This window comes from Streptomyces sp. CNZ287, assembly GCF_007827615.1.
In genome coordinates, this window is the sequence record NZ_VISV01000015.1 from 111826 (window position 1) to 127257 (window position 15432).

Sequence of the window (15432 nt, forward strand, 5' to 3'; positions counted from 1 at the left end):
CGTTAGACGCACCGGGGAGCGATCAGGTTTATGGACAGCGGCGCCTGGGACGAACGCTATGCCGCGAAAGACCTCGTTTGGGGCGGTGAACCGAACCGCTGGGTGGCCCGCGAGGTGGCGGAAATCACGCCCGCGCGGGCCCTTGACCTGGCCGCCGGCGAGGGGCGCAACGCGCTGTGGCTCGCGGCCCGCGGCTGGCGGGTGACGGCGGTCGACTTCTCGCAGGTCGCGCTGGAGCGGGGCCGCCGGCGGGCGGCGGAGCTGCCGCAGGAGGCCGCGGAGCGGATCCGGTGGGTACGGGCCGACCTGCTGGAGTACGCCCCGGAGGAGGGCTCGTACGAGCTGGTGGTGGTGGCGTACCTGCACCTGCCGGGCGCGCAGCGGCGCCGGGTGCTGCGGCGGGCCGCCGCCGCGCTCGCCGGCGGCGGCGAGCTGCTGGTCGTCGGGCACGACTCGGCGAACCTCACGGAGGGCACCGGCGGGCCGCAGGAGCCCGCGGTGCTCTTCACGGCGGAGGACGTGCTGTCGGACCTGGCGGACGACCCGCTTCGGACCGTACGCGCCGAGCGGGTGCGCCGCCCCGTGGCGCAGGAGGAAGGGCCGCCGAAGGAGGCGATCGACGCCCTGGCCCGGCTGCGCCGGGCGCCCTGAGGCCGCCGCCGGCCCCCCGGCCCCCGTGTGACCAGCCGTTGTTGACGTGAACCATTCTTCAAGTTGCACGGTGGGACACATGACGACTTCCACCGCCGTACGACAGCGAACGCCCGCCGGCTACGACGATCTGCCGCGCCTCATGGGCCTGATGACCGGCGACGAGAAGCACGGCCCGGCCGCCACCTCCACCCTCGACGCACTGTGGGTCCTCTACGACCGCGTCCTGCGGGTCACCCCCGGGACCGCCGAGGCGCCGGACCGCGACCGGTTCCTGCTCTCCAAGGGCCACGGCCCGATGGCGTACTACGCCGTGCTCGCCGCCAAGGGTTTCCTGCCCGCCGACTGGCTGCCGGGATTCGGCGCGTACGACTCGCCCCTCGGCCACCACCCGGACCGCACGCTGCTGCCCGGCGTCGAGATCGGCAGCGGCTCCCTCGGCCACGGCCTGCCGCTGGCCGTCGGCACCGCGCTCGGGCTCCGCGCCCGGGGCCTGTCCGAGCCGCGGGTGTGGGTGCTCGTCGGCGACGCCGAGCTGGACGAGGGCAGCAACCACGAAGCACTCGCCTACGCCGGCGCCACCGGCCTGGACTCCCTGCACACCCTCGTCATCGACAACGCCTCCGCCAGCCACGCGCTGCCCGGCGGCATCGCCGCCCGCTTCGAGGCCGCCGGCTGGTCCACCGCCACCGTCGACGGCCGCGACCACGAGGCGCTCTACGCCGCGTTCACCGCCCCGCACCCCGGGCGGGCGCGCGCCGTCGTCGCCCGCGTCGAACCCGCGTACGCCTGACCGCCCCGCACACTCCCCGCGCCACCTCCCGCCTGGAAAGGACACCCGACCATGGACACGATGCGCGAGCGCTTCGCCTCCGTCACCTCCCGGCTGCTGGACGAGGACCCCCGGCTGGCCGTCGTGCTCGCCGAGATCGGCACCGACGGCTTCGCGGAAGCGGCCCGGCGGCACCCGGACCGCGTCATCAACGTCGGCATCCGCGAGCAACTGCTCGTCGGCGTCGGCGGCGGGCTCGCCCTGGCCGGGATGCGCCCGGTGCTGCACACCTTCGCCAGCTTCCTCGTGGAGCGCCCCTTCGAGCAGGTCAAGCTGGACCTCGGCCACCAGGACGCGGGCGCGGTGCTGGTCAGCGCCTACGGCTCGTACGACTGGCCGGCCGGCGGCTACACCCACATGGCGCCCGGCGACATCGCGCTGCTGGACACCCTCGACGGCTGGACGGTGCATGTGCCGGGCCATCCGGACGAGGCCGCGACGCTGCTGCGGCACGCGGTCGCCGCGGGCGACGACAAGGTGTACGTGCGGCTGTCGCAACAGGCGAACGCGGCGGGCCGGCCGGTCGACGGCGCGGGGTTCCTGACCGTGCGCGAGGGCCGCGCGGGCGTGGTCGTGGCGGTCGGCCCGCTGCTGGACGACGTGCTGGCCGCGGCCGAGGGCCTGGACGTGACGGTGCTGTACGCCACCACCGTGCGCCCCTTCGACACCACCGCGCTGCGCGCCGCGGTGGGCCCCGGCCCCGCGGACGTCGTCCTGGTCGAGCCGTACCTCGCCGGCACCTCCACCGCGTACGCGAACGACGCCCTGGCCGACGTGCCGCACCGGGTGCTGGGTCTTGGCACCGCCCGGGGCGAGCTGCGGCGCTACGGCACGGTCCCCGAACACCTGCGGGCGCACGGGCTCGACCCCGCGTCCCTGCGCGAGCGGATCGCGGCGTTCACGGGCCCCCGGGACGGGGCCCGGGCCGCGGCCTGACCGACGGGGGCCGGGCGGGTCAGGATTCGCCGGCCAGCTCCGGGTGCTCCTCGAGCAGCCGGGGCGGGGCGGCCTGGCGCCAGGAGTCGGCGACGATGATCTGCAGCTCGTCGCGGTCCTCCAGGGCGGCGATCCGCACCCGTACCCACGCGAACGGCGCCTCGTGGTCGGCGACCCAGAACTTCTCCGGCTCCGCGAGCGCGAGTTCGTCCCGCTCCACCTTGGGGCAGCGCACCGCGAACGACGTCTCGTCCTCGGGCAGGGTGAGGAACATCTTGCCCTTCACCCGGAAGGTGGGCATGCCCCACGCCAGCTTCTCCGCGGTCTGCGGCAGCGCGAGGGCGGTCTTGCGTACGTCCTCGGCGGTGAGGGTCATCGGTGCTCCCCCGTCGGTCACACGTGCTTGTCGAGCCAGTCGAGCAGGTCCGCCTGGACCTCGGCGCGGTTGGTCTCGTTGAGGATCTCATGGCGGGCCCCGGGGTACGCGCGCCAGGTCGGCTCCCGCAGCCCCGCGTAGCGGAAGTCCTCCAGCAGCTCGGCGACGTGCGTGAGTCCCTGGTTGCACGGATCCCGGTCGCCGACGGCGATGTGCACGGGCAGGTCGACGGGGATCCGGGCCACGTTGTACGGGTCGTTGATCTTCCGGGTGCCGAGCACCCAGCCCAGTGACAGCGCGACGTCGAAGGGGAAGCCGCAGCGCTCGTCGGCGACGTAGGCGTCGACCTCGGCGGTGTCGCGGGAGAGCCACTCGAAGCCGGTGCGGTGCTCGTACGGGTCGTTGAACGACGCGAAGATCTCCGGCACGAAGTCCGAGAGCGCACCGCGCCCGCGCTCGGCCGCCTCCCCCGCCAGCCGGCGCACCGCGGTCTCCGTCTCCACGCCCGGCAGGCTCCGCAGGATGCCGGTGAGCACGAGCCCCGCCAGGCCCTCGCCGTGCTCCTGGGCGTAGTCGCGGGCGAGCATCGAGCCCATGCTGTGGCCGAGGAGGACGAAGGGCAGCCCGGGGTGGTCGGCGCGCAGCCGGTCGCCGACGGCGGTGAGGTCGTCGACGACGGCGCGCCAGGGGTCCGCGTCGCCGGTGCCGGTGACGCCGTAGCCGCCGGTGGCGGCGGTGGCGCCGTGGCCGCGGTGGTCGGAGGCGGCGACGGCGTAGCCGTGGGCGGCGAGGAAGCGGGCGAACCGGTCGTAGCGCAGGCCGTGCTCCGCGGCGCCGTGCACGATCTGCACCAGCGCCCGCGGCCGGCCGTCCTCGGGCAGCCAGGTGTACGAGGCGACGGGCGTGCCGTCCGCGGCCTGAAGGTGGTCGGAGTGCATGCGGCTCGCCTTCCTCGCGATCGGTCGGGTCCGGAGCGGGACTTCCGGGGGTCCAGCCTCTCTCGCCGGGGCGCCGGACACCAGATCAGCCGTCGAAGGAGATCACGACGTGGTCCTCGACGGGCTCGTACCCGAGGCGCTGGTACAGCGCGTTGCTGGTGGGGTTGGCGAGGTCGGTGAAGAGGAGCACGTCGCGGGCGCCGGCGGCCGGCGCCGCGCGGCTGACGGCCGCGGTGACGGCGGCCGCGTAGCCGCGGCGGCGCAGCGGGGGCGGGGTGTAGACGGGCGCGACACGCACCATACCGGCGACGGTCCGGGTGAGGCCGGCGTACGACACGGGCCGGCCGCCGTCCTCCCAGAGCGTCGCGCCGCCGTAGGCGAGCCGGTCGGCGACGGCGCGGGCCGGGTCGCCCGCGCCGCCGCCGGACTCGGCGGCGAACTCCCGGGTCCACGCGACCAGCAGGTCCCGGTCGGCCTCGGTGGCGGGTCTGGCCCGTCCGGGCGGCGCCGGGTCAGGGGGCACCAGCTCTCCCAGCCGGTAGAGCCGGTGCCGCTCCTCCACGGTGCCGGCCGCACCGGTGCGCGCGGTCCAGGCGCCGGCGAACGCCTCGGCCGCCGCCCGCCCGGCGTGCACGTCCGAAACGGGCGGCCCCCCGGCGGACCGCAGCTCCGCCAGCTCCACGGCGGCGGCCGCCGGCATCCGGGACAGCACGAGCGGATACGGCGGGGTGGCCAGATACGCCCCGGCCACCCGTCCGTCCGGGGCCCGCCACCATCCGAACGCGGGCGTGCCGCCGCCGTACCGGTCGAGGCCGGCGGCGTCGAGCGAGGCGGTCACCGTCAGCAGGACGGTGTGCGGGGCGGGCTCCGCCCGCAGGAAGGGGCCCGCGGCGGCGGTGAAGGCGTCGAGATCGTGCGTCGTGGTCCAGCTCATGCCCCACCCTGCACCGCCGCCGCGTACGAAAGCACCCGCATTTCCGTGCCCCGCCCCCGCGTTGGCGGCCCCGGCGCCGCCGCCTCGCGCTCCGCCGGGGCCGGCTCAGGGCTGCGGGACGGCTAACTGCTCCACCTCCCGGATGCCGGGGCGGCCCGCCGCCACGTGGACGCGGGCGCGGGTGGCGACGGGGGCGCCGGGGGTGGAGACGTACGGGACGACGCGGTAGTCGGTACGCCAGCTCTCCCGGGTCACCTCGCAGACGCCGTAGCCGCGCTGGACGTTGTGGAACTTCATGTGCGGGTTCTCCTGCAGCCAGATGCGGCCCCACTCGTCCTGGTCGGAGCCGTTGCCTCCGGAGGAGACGGAGGTGCCGAGGAACTCGACGCCGACGGTGGCGGAGGCGGGGTCGTCGAAGTCGTGCTTGAGGTCGGCGGCGACGCTGCGGTGGGCGTCGCCGGTGACGACGACGAAGTTGCCGATGCCGCGCTTCTCCACGCCGTCGAAGAGGCGCTGCCGCGCGGCGGCGTAGCCGTCCCAGGTGTCCATGCCGAACGCCTGCTCGATGCCCTCGGCGGAGTCGCCCTGCATGGTCATGATCTGGTTGGCCATCACGTCCCAGGTGGTACGGGACCGGGTGAGCCCGTCGAGCAGCCACGCCTCCTGCTCGGCGCCGAGCATGGTGCGCGCCGGGTCCAGCCGGTCGTCGCAGTCGAACTGCCGCCCGTCGCCGCACGCCTGGTTGTCACGGAACTGGCGGGTGTCGACGACGTGGAACTGGGCGAGGGTGCCGTAGGACAGCCGGCGGTAGAGCTGCATGTGCGGTCCTGCGGGCAGCGAGGAGCGGCGCAGCGGCAGGTTCTCGTAGTACGCCTGGAAGGCGGCGGCGCGCCGGGCCGCGAACTCGGCGCCGCCGACGTCGTCGCCGTCGAGGCCGTCGGCCCAGTTGTTGTCCACCTCGTGGTCGTCGAGGACCACGATCCAGGGGTGGGCGGCGTGCTCCGCCTGGAGGTCGGGGTCCAGCTTGTACTGGCCGTAGCGCACCCGGTAGTCGGCGAGCGAGTGGATCTCGCGGGCGGGCAGGTGGCCGCGGCCGACGGTGCCCTGGCCGCCGCCCTCGTAGATGTAGTCGCCGAGGTGGACGACGACGTCGACGTCCTCCCCGGCGAGGTGGCGGAAGGCGGTGAAGTGGCCGTCGGGGTAGTTCTGGCAACTGACGAAGGCGAAAGCCATCGAGGCGATGCCGGCGTCCGCGGCCGGGGCGGTCCTGGTGCGCCCGGCCTCGCTGACGTGCCGGCCGGCGCGGAAGCGGTACCAATACTCCCGGTCCGGCTCCAGCCCCCGGACCTCGGCATGGACGGAGTGACCCAGCTCGGGTACGGCCCACTCCACCCCGGCGCGCCGCACCCGCCGGAACCCCGGGTCCTCGGCGATCTGCCAGGTCACCGGCACCTTGTACCCGGGCATCCCGCCGCGTCCGTCCGCGGCCAGCGGGTCGGGCGCGAGCCGGGTCCAGAGCACGGCGCCGTCGGGCTCCGGGTCGCCGGAGGCGACGCCGAGGGCGAACGGGTCGCCGCTGAAGCGGGGTTCGGCCCGGGCGGGCGCGGCGCACAGGCCGGCGACGGGCAGCGCGGCGGCCAGGGAGAACCCTGACCCGAGCGCGAGGAAACGGCGGCGGCTGAAACCCGGGGTGCTGGTGAAACGAGACACGGGGCCTCCCAGTGAGCGGTACCTGAGTCCTGAGCGACGCGTGGGGGGCCGCCCCAACATAGGGGCGCGCGGGCGCGGTCGGGCACCTGTTGCGGCTGTCTCGGCGGAATCGCGGGCCCGCTCGAGTACGCGCTGTCCGATATTGCTCGGCGCATTCCGTCGTAGGTATAGCCAAAGAAGATGCGAACAGGTTGCCGGAGGCAGGCGCACGGGCAGGTTCGGCAGGTCACTGTCGAATCCCGGTCCCGAGGAGACAGAACATGACGCTCAAGAGGAACAGGAGTGGCGTAACTTCCCACAAATTGACTCCAGTAGAGGTCACTTTTCCGCCGATCTGGTGTCCGTTTCCGGCACGGCTGCACCCCGAGGCGGCCGGTCTGGACGACCACGTCATCGCCTGGGCGCGCCACGCCGACCTGATCCGCGACGGGTCCGCCGTCACCCACTTCCACCGCGCCGGCTTCGGCCGGTTCGCCGCCGCCGTCTACCCCCGCGCCGGCCGTCTCGAACTGGTCGCCGAGTGGCAGGTCTACAACTGGATCGTCGACGACCAGCTCGACGAGGGCCACATGGCCCGCACCCCCGCGCAGCGGCTGCGCACGGCCACCGAGCTGGGCGCCCAACTGGACCCCGACCTCGATGCGCCGGCGCCCGCCGGGCCCCTCGCCGCCGCGCTCGCCGACCTGTGGGAGCGTACGGCCAAGCCCTTCTCCCGCGCCTGGCGCGAGCGGTTCGCCGCGCACTACCGCGACTTCCTGTGGTACACGATCCTGCCGCACGCGGAACCCGCCCGGATCCCCGGCCAGACGCTCGCGGACTTCACGCGGCGCCGGCGGCTCAATTCCGGCTGCGAGATGAGCTTCGACCTGATCGAGCCCGCGAACTCCACCGAAATCCCGGCCGCCGTCGCCGCCAGCGACGCCTACCGGGCGGCCCGGGACGCCGCCAACGACGTCATCTCCTGGACCAACGACATCTACTCGGTGCACAAGGAGACCGCCCGCGGCGACCACGACCACCTCGCCGCCGTGCTGTGGCGCCTCGAAGGCGGCACCCGGCAGGCGGCGCTCGACCGGGCGGCCGCCATGGTCGGGCGGCGCACCGAGGACTTCAGGTCCGCCTGCCAGGACGTACGCGGCATGAAGCCGCTCTTCGGCCTCGACCCCCACGGGTGGGCGGTGGTCGAGGACTCGCTCACCGACCTCGGCTCATGGATCGCGGGCAGTCTCGAATGGCACGGCTGGTCGCCGCGCTACCGGGAGGTGGCCGCCACGAGGGCCGGCAGTGCACCCGCGTACGTAGAGCCGCACCTGGGTTAGCCGCGGCTCAGCTCCCGCGCCACCACGCGACCAGCGTCCGCCACAGCGACGGCCGCCGCCGGCGGCCCGGCTCCGTACCCGCCGGGAGGCCGTCGGGCTGCGCCTCGGGCCCGGGGGTGGTGGCCTGGGCGGCCGGGGCAGGCGCGCTCGCCACCGCCGCGGCTACGGGTTCCTGCGCGGCCGGCGCCGGCGCCGCGCCGGCGGGCCCGGAAGGACCCGGCACGGATGCGGCGGGCACCTGCTCCCGCCGGACCGCGCCCGTGGCGGGGCCCGGCGGGGTGAAGGTCACCGGCAGCTCGACCAGTTCGCGGGAGAGCAGCGAGGTGCGGTGCTTCAGCTCCTTCTCGTCGACCGCCAGGCTCAGGTCCGGCAGCCGCGACAGCAGCGTGTCGATCCCGGTGTCGGCGATGGCCCGGCCGATGTCCTGGCCAGGGCACTCGTGCGGCCCGCCGCTGAACGCCAGGTGCGAACGGTTCCCGTGCACCGGCACGTCGAGGTCGGGGCGGATCTCCGGGTCGAGGTTGCCCGCGGCAAGGCTGAGGATCAGCAGGTCCCCCGCCTTGATCTGCTGCCCGGCCAGCTCCGTGTCGCCGGTGGCGTACCGCCCGTAGACGGCGGTGAACGGCGGCTCGTCCCACAGCACCTGCTCCAGCGCGTCCGGCAGCGTCATGTGGCCGCCGGCCAGGTTGCCGCGGAAGCGGCTGTCGGTGAGCACCATGCGCAGGGTGTTCGCGATCAGGTTCGCGGTGGTGGAGTACGCGGCGATCAGCACCAGCCGCAGGTGCTCGACCAGTTCGTCGTCGCGAAGGCCCGACTCGTGCGCCACCAGCCAGGAGGCGAAGTCGTGCCCGGGCGCCGCCTGCTTGCGCGTCACCAGGTCGCGCAGCGTCTGCACGATGTAGTCGTTGCTCGCGATCGCCGTCTCGGAGCCCTTGACCATGTCCCGCGCGGCCGCGACCAGTTGCGGGCCGTACGACTCGGCCATGCCGAGCGCCTTCGTCATCACCAGCATCGGCAGGTGCTCCGCGAACTGGCCCACCAGGTCCGCCCGGCCGGTGGCCGCGAACTCGTCGATGAGCTGCCCGGAGAAGCGGGTGACGTGGCGCCGGATGCCGTGCCGGTCGAAGCGCTTCATGCTGTCGGTGACCGCGGAGCGCAGCCGCCGGTGCTCGGAGCCGTCGACGAAGGAGCACATCGGCACCCAGGTCACCAGCGGCAACAGCGGGTTGTCCGGGCCTACCTGGCCGTCCCGCAGGAAGCGCCAGTTGCGCGAATCGCGGGAGAAGCGGGTCGGATTGCGGGTGACGTCCAGCAGCTCGCGGTAGCCGAGGACCAGCCAGGCGGGCAGGTCGCCGTGGACGAGGACGGGCGCGACGGCGCCGTGCTCGGCGCGCAGCTTCTCGTACAGCCCGTACGGGTTCGTCGCCGCCTCGTGGCCGTCCATCCGGGCCGGGCCGCCGGTGCCGCCGGCGTGCGCGGGGCAGCCGGGCGGTGGCGCCGCGGCCTGGCCGGCGCTCTGCTCCTGCGGGTCTGCTGCCGGTACGGGATCGGATTCCGTCGTCACGACGCCTCCGTGGTCAGGGCTATGGAGTGCAGGAAGCGCACCAGGGACTTCAGGACGCTGCGGGAGGACTCCTGATCGCGGGCGTCGCAGGTGACGAGCGGTACGTGCGCGGGCAGGTCGAGCGCGGCCCGTATCTCGTCGAGGGAGTGGGACGGGGCGTCCGGGAAGCGGTTGACCGCGACGAGGAACGGTACGGCGCCCTCCTCCAGCCGGCCCAGCACGTCGAAGCAGGCTTCGAGCCGGCGGGTGTCGACCAGCACCACGGCCCCGAGCGCGCCCTCGAAGAGGCCCTGCCACAGGAACCAGAAGCGCTGCTGGCCGGGCGCGCCGAAGAGGTAGAGCACCAGCCGCTCGTTGAGGCTGATCCGGCCGAAGTCCATGGCGACGGTCGTCTCGCTCTTGTCCGGCACGCCGGCGAGGTGGTCCACGCCCTCGCCGGCCCGGGTCATCGTCTCCTCGGTCGTCATCGGGTCGATCTCGCTGACCGCGCCGACCATGGTCGTCTTCCCGACGCCGAACCCGCCCACCACCACGACCTTGACCGACGTCGTCGCCGAGGCGGGCAGGAGGTCCTCGCCGCGCGGACCCACGACGGCGTCAAAGCTGTTCGAGTCCATCCATTACTTCCTCGAGGAGTCGCAGGTCTGCCACGGGCGGGACGGTGGAGCGGGTCTCGACCGCGCCCTCCGCCATCAGGTCCGCGACGAGCACCGCCACCGCGCTGAAGGGCAGGCGCAGATAGGCGGTCAGTTCGGCGACGGACAGGGGCGCGCGGCACAGCCGGACGATGGCCGCGCGCTCGGGCTGCATCCCGGGCGCCGGCTGCGTCCGGGAGATGACGAGCGTGACCAGGTCGAGTGCACCCTGGGCGGCGGTGCCGCTGCGCCCGCCGGTGATGACGTAAAGCCGTTCGGGACCGTCGTCGTGCCACTCGTGGTCCGCTTCCTTCATATGGCCTGTCCGTCGCTCCGCGGTGGGCTTGTCAGATGGGCCCCGATGCGAGCGACGAGATCACGCATGCGCTGGCCCATGAGGCCCGCGTCGACTCCTTCGTCGGCCGCGACCGCCAGATAGGCTCCGGCGCCCGCGGCCATGAGATAGAAGAATCCGCCGCTCACCTCGATGACCAGCATCCGCATCTTCCCGTTGCTGTTCGGGAAGACGCCGGCGATCGACTTCGCCAGGCTCTGCAGCCCGGCGCAGGCGGCCGCGAGCCGGTCGGCCGTGTCCGGCTCGGTGCCGTGCTGGGCCATCCGCAGCCCGTCGGAGGACAGGACCACGACGTGCCGGGTCTCGGGGACGCTCTCGGCCAGATCCCGGAGCATCCAGTCCATGTCCGCTCGCTGCGCCACGTCAGTCCTCCTCGCCCGATGATGGATTCGACGGCCCCGGTGCGCCGTCGCCGTGCCGGAGGCGGGCGGGGCGTTCCGGGCGTATCGACCCGGCTGCCTCGTCCTCGCCGCGGGCGGTACCGCCCGGCTCTTGCGGCTCCGCGGCCGCGCCCGCGTCCCCGCCCTGCGGCTCGCCCTCCAGGCCGCGGGTGAAGTCGCCGAGCCACAGGCCCGGTTCGACGCCGCGGCCCTCCGCCGCGCCGTTCTCGGTCCCGGCCGGGGACGCGGTGGCCGTACGCCGTCCGGACGGCTGCCCGCCGGCCGCCGGGGCGGCGGGCGGCGCGACCGGTGCACGGCGGCGGCGCTGCGGCAGGCTGCCGGCGACCGGCTCGGGGTGCGCGGGCGGCGAGGGCTGCGGGCCCGCCTGCCGCGCCGGCGGCACCCGGTCCCGGCTGCGCTTGAGGCCCGCGCGCGCGTCGGCGCTGCCCTCGACGCCGGCCGGCGGCGGGGTGGGGTTGCGCAGCGGCCGCGGTCCCGAAGTGGCGCCGATGCCGTGGGCGGTGCCGGTGGCGGGCGTGGTGGTGAGCAGGACCTGCGGCACGACGAGCACCGCGCGCACGCCGCCGTACGCGGACGGGCGCAGCGAGACGCGGAAGTCGTACGTCTGCGCCAGCCGGCCGACGACCGCGAGCCCGAGCCGCGGGGTCTCGCCGAGGTCGTTGAGGTCGATGCCGGCCTGGGCCTCGGCGAGCATGTGCTCGGCGCGCTCGCGGGCCTCTTCGCTGAGGCCCACGCCGCCGTCCTCGATCTCGATGGCGACGCCCGACTGCACCTCGGTGGCGGAGAGATGGACCTTGGCGTGCGGCGGCGAGTAGCGGGTGGCGTTGTCGAGGAGTTCGGCGACGGCGTGGATCAGCGGCTCGACGGCGGAGCCGACGACGGCGACCTCGGCCACGGGGTGCAGTTCGACGCGCTGGTAGTCGATGATCCGGGACATGCCGCCGCGCAGCACGCTGTAGAGCGCGATGGCCTTGCCCCACTGGCGGCCGGGGCGGTCGCCGCCGAGCACGGCGATGCTGTCGGCTAGCCGGCCGACCAGCGCGGTGCCGTGGTCGAGCTTGAGCAGGTCGGCGAAGAACTCGTGCCGCCGGCCGTGCCGGTCCTCCATCTCCCGCAGGCTGCGCGCCTGCTGGTGGATGATGGCCTGCACCCGGCGGGCGATGTTGACGAAGCCGCGCTCGGCGGAGACGCGCAGGTCCTCGGCGTCCTGCACCGCCTCGACGACGGAGCGCAGCGCGGCCGCGTGGGCGGCGCGCACCTGCGGGGTCAGGGACTTCTCCGCCTCTATGTCGGCGAGCACGTCCTCGGCGTACTCACCCCGCTGCAGCCGCGCGACGGCCTGCGGCAGCAGGCCCGCGAGCCGGATCATCTCGGCTTCCCGGGCGGCGAGCCGGCGCTCCCACGCGGCCTCGTGGTCCGCCTGCTCCGCGGACGGCGCGCCTGCGGCCCGCCCGCGGCGCTCGGCCTCGGCGGCGGCGAACGCGACCACGAGGGTGGCGATCGCGCCGCACACGGCGACGGGCGTACGCGCGTCGGCGGAGACGAGCGGCAGGGCGATGGCCGTGCTCACGACCACGACGGCGGTGGGTATCAGCCACCAGCGGACGAATCCCGTCCGCCGGCCGCCGGTGGCGGGTCCCGCTGGATCCATGAGCATCCTCAGGGTCGAACGACTGTGTGACGCCGAGCGGTCACGCTGAGCATCGCAAGCAGCTTAGTGCGCTCCGCTTGCCGCTGGCATAGGTTCTCTGCATGTCCAACCAACGCCTACCTCACGTTAGTTGACGGTCACTCAGCGAACGGGTCGCGACCGTTCCTCAGCCAGTACCGAGCAGTTCGAGCACATCGGCATCCGTGAGCTGCTCGAACTCGTCGTACCAGAGCCCTACCGCGCCGAAGTCCGGCGGCGCGTACAGGCACGTCACATCGTCCGCCTCGCCGCGCACGGCACTGAGCCCGCCGGGCGACGCCACGGGCACGGCCAGGGTGAGCCGTGCGGGCCCCGCCGCGCGGGCCGCGCGCAGCGCCGCGCGGGCGGTCGCGCCGGTGGCGAGCCCGTCGTCCACGACGACGGCCCAGCGGCCGGCGAGCGCGGGTGCGGGCCGGCCGCCGCGGTAGAGCGACTCGCGGCGGCGCAGCTCGGTGACCTCCCGGCGGGCGGTCGCCGCGAGGTCACGCTCGGTGAGCCCGGCGCCGGCGAGCGCGTCGGGGTCGTAGAGCGGCGGGGCGTCGCCGGCCACCGCGCCGAGGCCGTACTCGGGGTGGTGCGGGTGGCCGATCTTGCGGACGAGGAGCACGTCGAGCGGGGCGCCGAGGGCGCGGGCGACCTCGTACCCGACGGGCACGCCGCCGCGCGGCAGCGCGAGCACCACGGCGTCCCGCGGGGCGCCGGCCCCGGGCCGGCCGTCCCGCAGCCGCCGGGCGAGCGCGCGGCCCGCCTCGCTACGGTCGTGGAAGCGCATGGTCCCGCTCCGTCGGGGTCCCCCGGGTCACGTCACATTGTGCGACGGCCCGGGGCGTCACGCACCTCGCGCGCACGGTCCGGGGGTACGGGACCCGCCGCCGTCAGCGGCGGCGCAGGTGCACGACCGCGGCGTCGAGGTCCCCGTGCAGCCCGGTGTGCAGCCCCCGGTGCGCGAGCACCCCGCCCCGCAGCACCTCCCCCGGCTCGCCGCCGGCCAGCACCTCGTACTCCGCGGCCGGGTCGACCGCGGCGAGGCGCAGCGGCGGGAGCGACTCGTTGTAGCGCTGCGACTGCAGCCAGGCCAGGACGACGACCTCGTCGGCACGCTCCGGGTCGTCGCCGAGGACGTACTGCACGGCGCTCAGGCCCTCCTGCGGCTCCCGCAGCCGGTAAAGCCGGCCGAGCTGGACGGCGGGGCGGATCCGCTTGTACAGCTCCACCCAGCGCCCGGCCTCGGCCAGCTCCTCGCCGCTCCACCGGGCGAGGTCGCCGCCGACGCCGAGCACGCCGGCCATGGCGCTGACGAAGCGGTAGCGCAGGCTGCTGACGCGGTCCTGCATCTGCTCGTTGGGGCTGTCGGTGACCCAGGCGGCGGTGACCCGGGCGGGATGGATCTGGCCGATGCCGTGCTGGATGGGCAGCCGGTCGAGCGGGTCGGTGTTGTCGGAGGTCCACACCTGGTCCGTACGGGACAGGATGCCGAGGTCGATCCGGCCGCCGCCGCCGGAGCAGGACTCGAAGGCGACGTGCGGGTGCGCGGCGCGCAGCCGGTCGAGGAGGTCGTACAGCCCGCGTACGTGCGGCACCGAGGGGTCGGCGTGCGCGCCCGGCTCGGTGAGGGAGCGGTTGAAGTCCCACTTGACGTAGTCGATGGGCGCGGAGCGCAGCAGTTCGTCGAGCTGCTCCCACAGATACGTCCTGACCTCGGGGCGGCCGAGGTCCAGCACGAGCTGGTGGCGGAACTCGGTGCGCCGGCGGCCCGGCCGGTGGTGCACCCAGTCGGGGTGGGCGCGGTAGAGGTCGCTGTCGGGGTTGACCATCTCCGGCTCGACCCAGATGCCGAAGTGCATGCCGAGGGCGTGGACCTCGTCGGCGAGCGGCTTCAGCCCGTCGGGGAAGCGGTCGGGGTTGGGCGTCCAGTCGCCGAGGCCGGCCTTCGCGTGCGTACGGGAGCCGAACCAGCCGTCGTCGACGACGAAGAGCTCCACGCCCATCGCCGCGGCCCGCCGCGCCAGCTCGCGCTGGTGCTCCAGCTCGACGTCGAACTTGGTGGCCTCCCAGGAGTTGTAGAGAACGGGCCGGGGGATGTGCGCGTCCGGTACGACGTGCGCGAGCTGCCAGGCGTGCCAGGCGCGGGAGGCGGCGCCGAAGCCGCCGTCGGTGTAGAGGCCGGCGAAGACGGGCGCGGTGTACGACTCGCCGGGCGCGAGCAGGACCAGTCCGGAGTCGTCGTGCCCGGCGCCGCCGACGGCCTGCACGACGCCGTCGTCGAGCTGCTGGACGGCGATGCGCCACGATCCCGACCAGGCCAGCGCGCAGCCGTAGACCTCGCCGTGCTCCTCGCCCGCGGTGCCGTCGTCCAGGGCGATCCAGGGCAGGTGGCGGTGGGAGGTGTGGCCGCGGCGGCTGCCGATGACGGTCTCGCCGGGGGTCAGCTCGGCGCGGGCGAGCAGGCTCTCGGCGGCCCAGCGGCCGTGCAGGTGGGAGAGGCGGCGGCGGTCGGCGCGCGGCAGGGTCCAGGCCGCGGAGTCGAGCCGCAGCAGCTCCAGCGCGGAGTCGCCGGGTCCGCCCTCGTGGACGGCGGTGGCCCAGCGCTCCAGCACGTCGGCCCCGGCGCGCATGCGGTAGTGCAGGGTGACGGCGAGGCGGTGCACGGGGTCGTGGAAGGTGAGCCGCAGCACGCCGCTCTCGGTCTCGGCGCCGCGGAACTGCCACTCGCTGCCGCGCCCGCCGCCGCCGTCCGCGGCGCGTACGGCGAGCGCGGGCCGCACGAAGCGGGGGCCGCCCTCGACGGGGTACTCCTCGCGGCCGTCGAGGCGCGATTCGAAGGAGCGGAAGCGCGGCGCCGGTTCCGCGGCCAGCGCCTCGGCGTCGGCGAGGGTGAGCCGCGGTCCCCAGTGGAGATGCAGCAACTCGTCGCGCCGGTTCAGCCGCAGGGCGTAGCTGCTGTGCGGGCCCGACAGCAGCCAGAGCCGACCGTTCCCACCGACCTCGACCATCTCATCTCCCATAACTCAACAGAGATACACAACATCGCAGCCGGGGGGATCCTTGTCCAGCGTGCCTTTGTCGTACTGTCGAAGTGCCTCGTCCTCCC

The 15432-nt window shown here is 74.6% G+C and carries 15 protein-coding genes; 4 read left to right on the top strand and 11 right to left on the bottom strand.

The genetic code is table 11. The features are described 5' to 3' along the window. Positions 1-30 precede the first annotated feature (30 nt). The 3 genes from FB457_RS24870 (at position 31) to FB457_RS24880 (ending at position 2419) form a co-directional block, all read left to right on the top strand. Complete coding sequence (locus FB457_RS24870; protein ID WP_107086177.1) at positions 31-651, top strand: class I SAM-dependent methyltransferase; 621 nt, start codon at positions 31-33, stop codon at positions 649-651. A 79-nt stretch (positions 652-730) separates the two neighbouring features. Next, positions 731-1444, top strand: coding sequence for a thiamine pyrophosphate-dependent enzyme (locus FB457_RS24875; protein WP_047019360.1), 714 nt, complete (start codon positions 731-733; stop codon positions 1442-1444). A 51-nt stretch (positions 1445-1495) separates the two neighbouring features. Beyond that, the gene (locus tag FB457_RS24880; RefSeq protein ID WP_145783350.1) at positions 1496-2419 is read left to right on the top strand and encodes a transketolase; all 924 of its coding nucleotides are present in this window, start codon (positions 1496-1498) and stop codon (positions 2417-2419) included. A 19-nt stretch (positions 2420-2438) separates the two neighbouring features. Here the strand turns inward: FB457_RS24880 and FB457_RS24885 are convergent, their stop codons facing one another. From FB457_RS24885 to FB457_RS24900, 4 genes are all read right to left on the bottom strand, one after another. Then, a complete protein-coding gene (locus FB457_RS24885) occupies positions 2439-2795 on the bottom strand; it encodes an MmcQ/YjbR family DNA-binding protein (RefSeq protein ID WP_145783352.1) in 357 nt (118 codons plus the stop codon). A gap of 17 nt (positions 2796-2812) precedes the next feature. After that, positions 2813-3733, bottom strand: a complete 921-nt coding sequence (locus FB457_RS24890; RefSeq protein WP_145783354.1) for an alpha/beta hydrolase — start codon at positions 3731-3733, stop codon at positions 2813-2815. A gap of 85 nt (positions 3734-3818) precedes the next feature. Next, positions 3819-4667, bottom strand: a complete 849-nt coding sequence (locus FB457_RS24895; RefSeq protein WP_047019357.1) for a GNAT family N-acetyltransferase — start codon at positions 4665-4667, stop codon at positions 3819-3821. Between the two features lie 105 nt (positions 4668-4772). Continuing rightward, positions 4773-6377, bottom strand: coding sequence for an alkaline phosphatase D family protein (locus FB457_RS24900; protein WP_145783356.1), 1605 nt, complete (start codon positions 6375-6377; stop codon positions 4773-4775). Positions 6378-6679: 302 nt separating this feature from the next. On the opposite strand from FB457_RS24900, the gene FB457_RS24905 reads away from it, so the two are divergent. Continuing rightward, positions 6680-7696 carry a terpene synthase family protein gene (locus FB457_RS24905; RefSeq protein WP_047019355.1) on the top strand — a complete coding sequence of 339 codons (1017 nt, stop codon included), beginning with the start codon at positions 6680-6682 and terminating at the stop codon, positions 7694-7696. A gap of 7 nt (positions 7697-7703) precedes the next feature. On the opposite strand, the gene FB457_RS24910 is transcribed toward FB457_RS24905, so the two are convergent. The 7 genes from FB457_RS24910 to FB457_RS24940 form a co-directional block, all read right to left on the bottom strand. After that, a complete protein-coding gene (locus FB457_RS24910) occupies positions 7704-9140 on the bottom strand; it encodes a cytochrome P450 (protein WP_047020625.1) in 1437 nt (478 codons plus the stop codon). A 116-nt stretch (positions 9141-9256) separates the two neighbouring features. Further along, positions 9257-9877 (bottom strand): GTP-binding protein, encoded by a 621-nt coding sequence (locus tag FB457_RS24915; protein ID WP_047019354.1) that lies wholly within the window; start codon positions 9875-9877, stop codon positions 9257-9259. Beyond that, entirely contained in the window at positions 9858-10211 is a 354-nt protein-coding gene (locus FB457_RS24920; protein ID WP_047019353.1) for a DUF742 domain-containing protein, read from the bottom strand. Before FB457_RS24920 ends, FB457_RS24915 begins: the two co-directional genes overlap by 20 nt. Beyond that, positions 10208-10594, bottom strand: coding sequence for a roadblock/LC7 domain-containing protein (locus tag FB457_RS24925; RefSeq protein WP_047020624.1), 387 nt, complete (start codon positions 10592-10594; stop codon positions 10208-10210). Before FB457_RS24925 ends, FB457_RS24920 begins: the two co-directional genes overlap by 4 nt. A 19-nt stretch (positions 10595-10613) precedes the next feature. Beyond that, on the bottom strand, positions 10614-12302 hold the full coding sequence (locus FB457_RS24930; protein WP_145783358.1) for an ATP-binding protein: 1689 nt from the start codon (positions 12300-12302) through the stop codon (positions 10614-10616). A gap of 166 nt (positions 12303-12468) precedes the next feature. After that, complete coding sequence (locus FB457_RS24935; RefSeq protein ID WP_047019351.1) at positions 12469-13113, bottom strand: phosphoribosyltransferase; 645 nt, start codon at positions 13111-13113, stop codon at positions 12469-12471. Positions 13114-13216: 103 nt separating this feature from the next. After that, positions 13217-15334, bottom strand: coding sequence for an alpha-galactosidase (locus FB457_RS24940; RefSeq protein ID WP_047019350.1), 2118 nt, complete (start codon positions 15332-15334; stop codon positions 13217-13219). Positions 15335-15432: the final 98 nt, after the last annotated feature.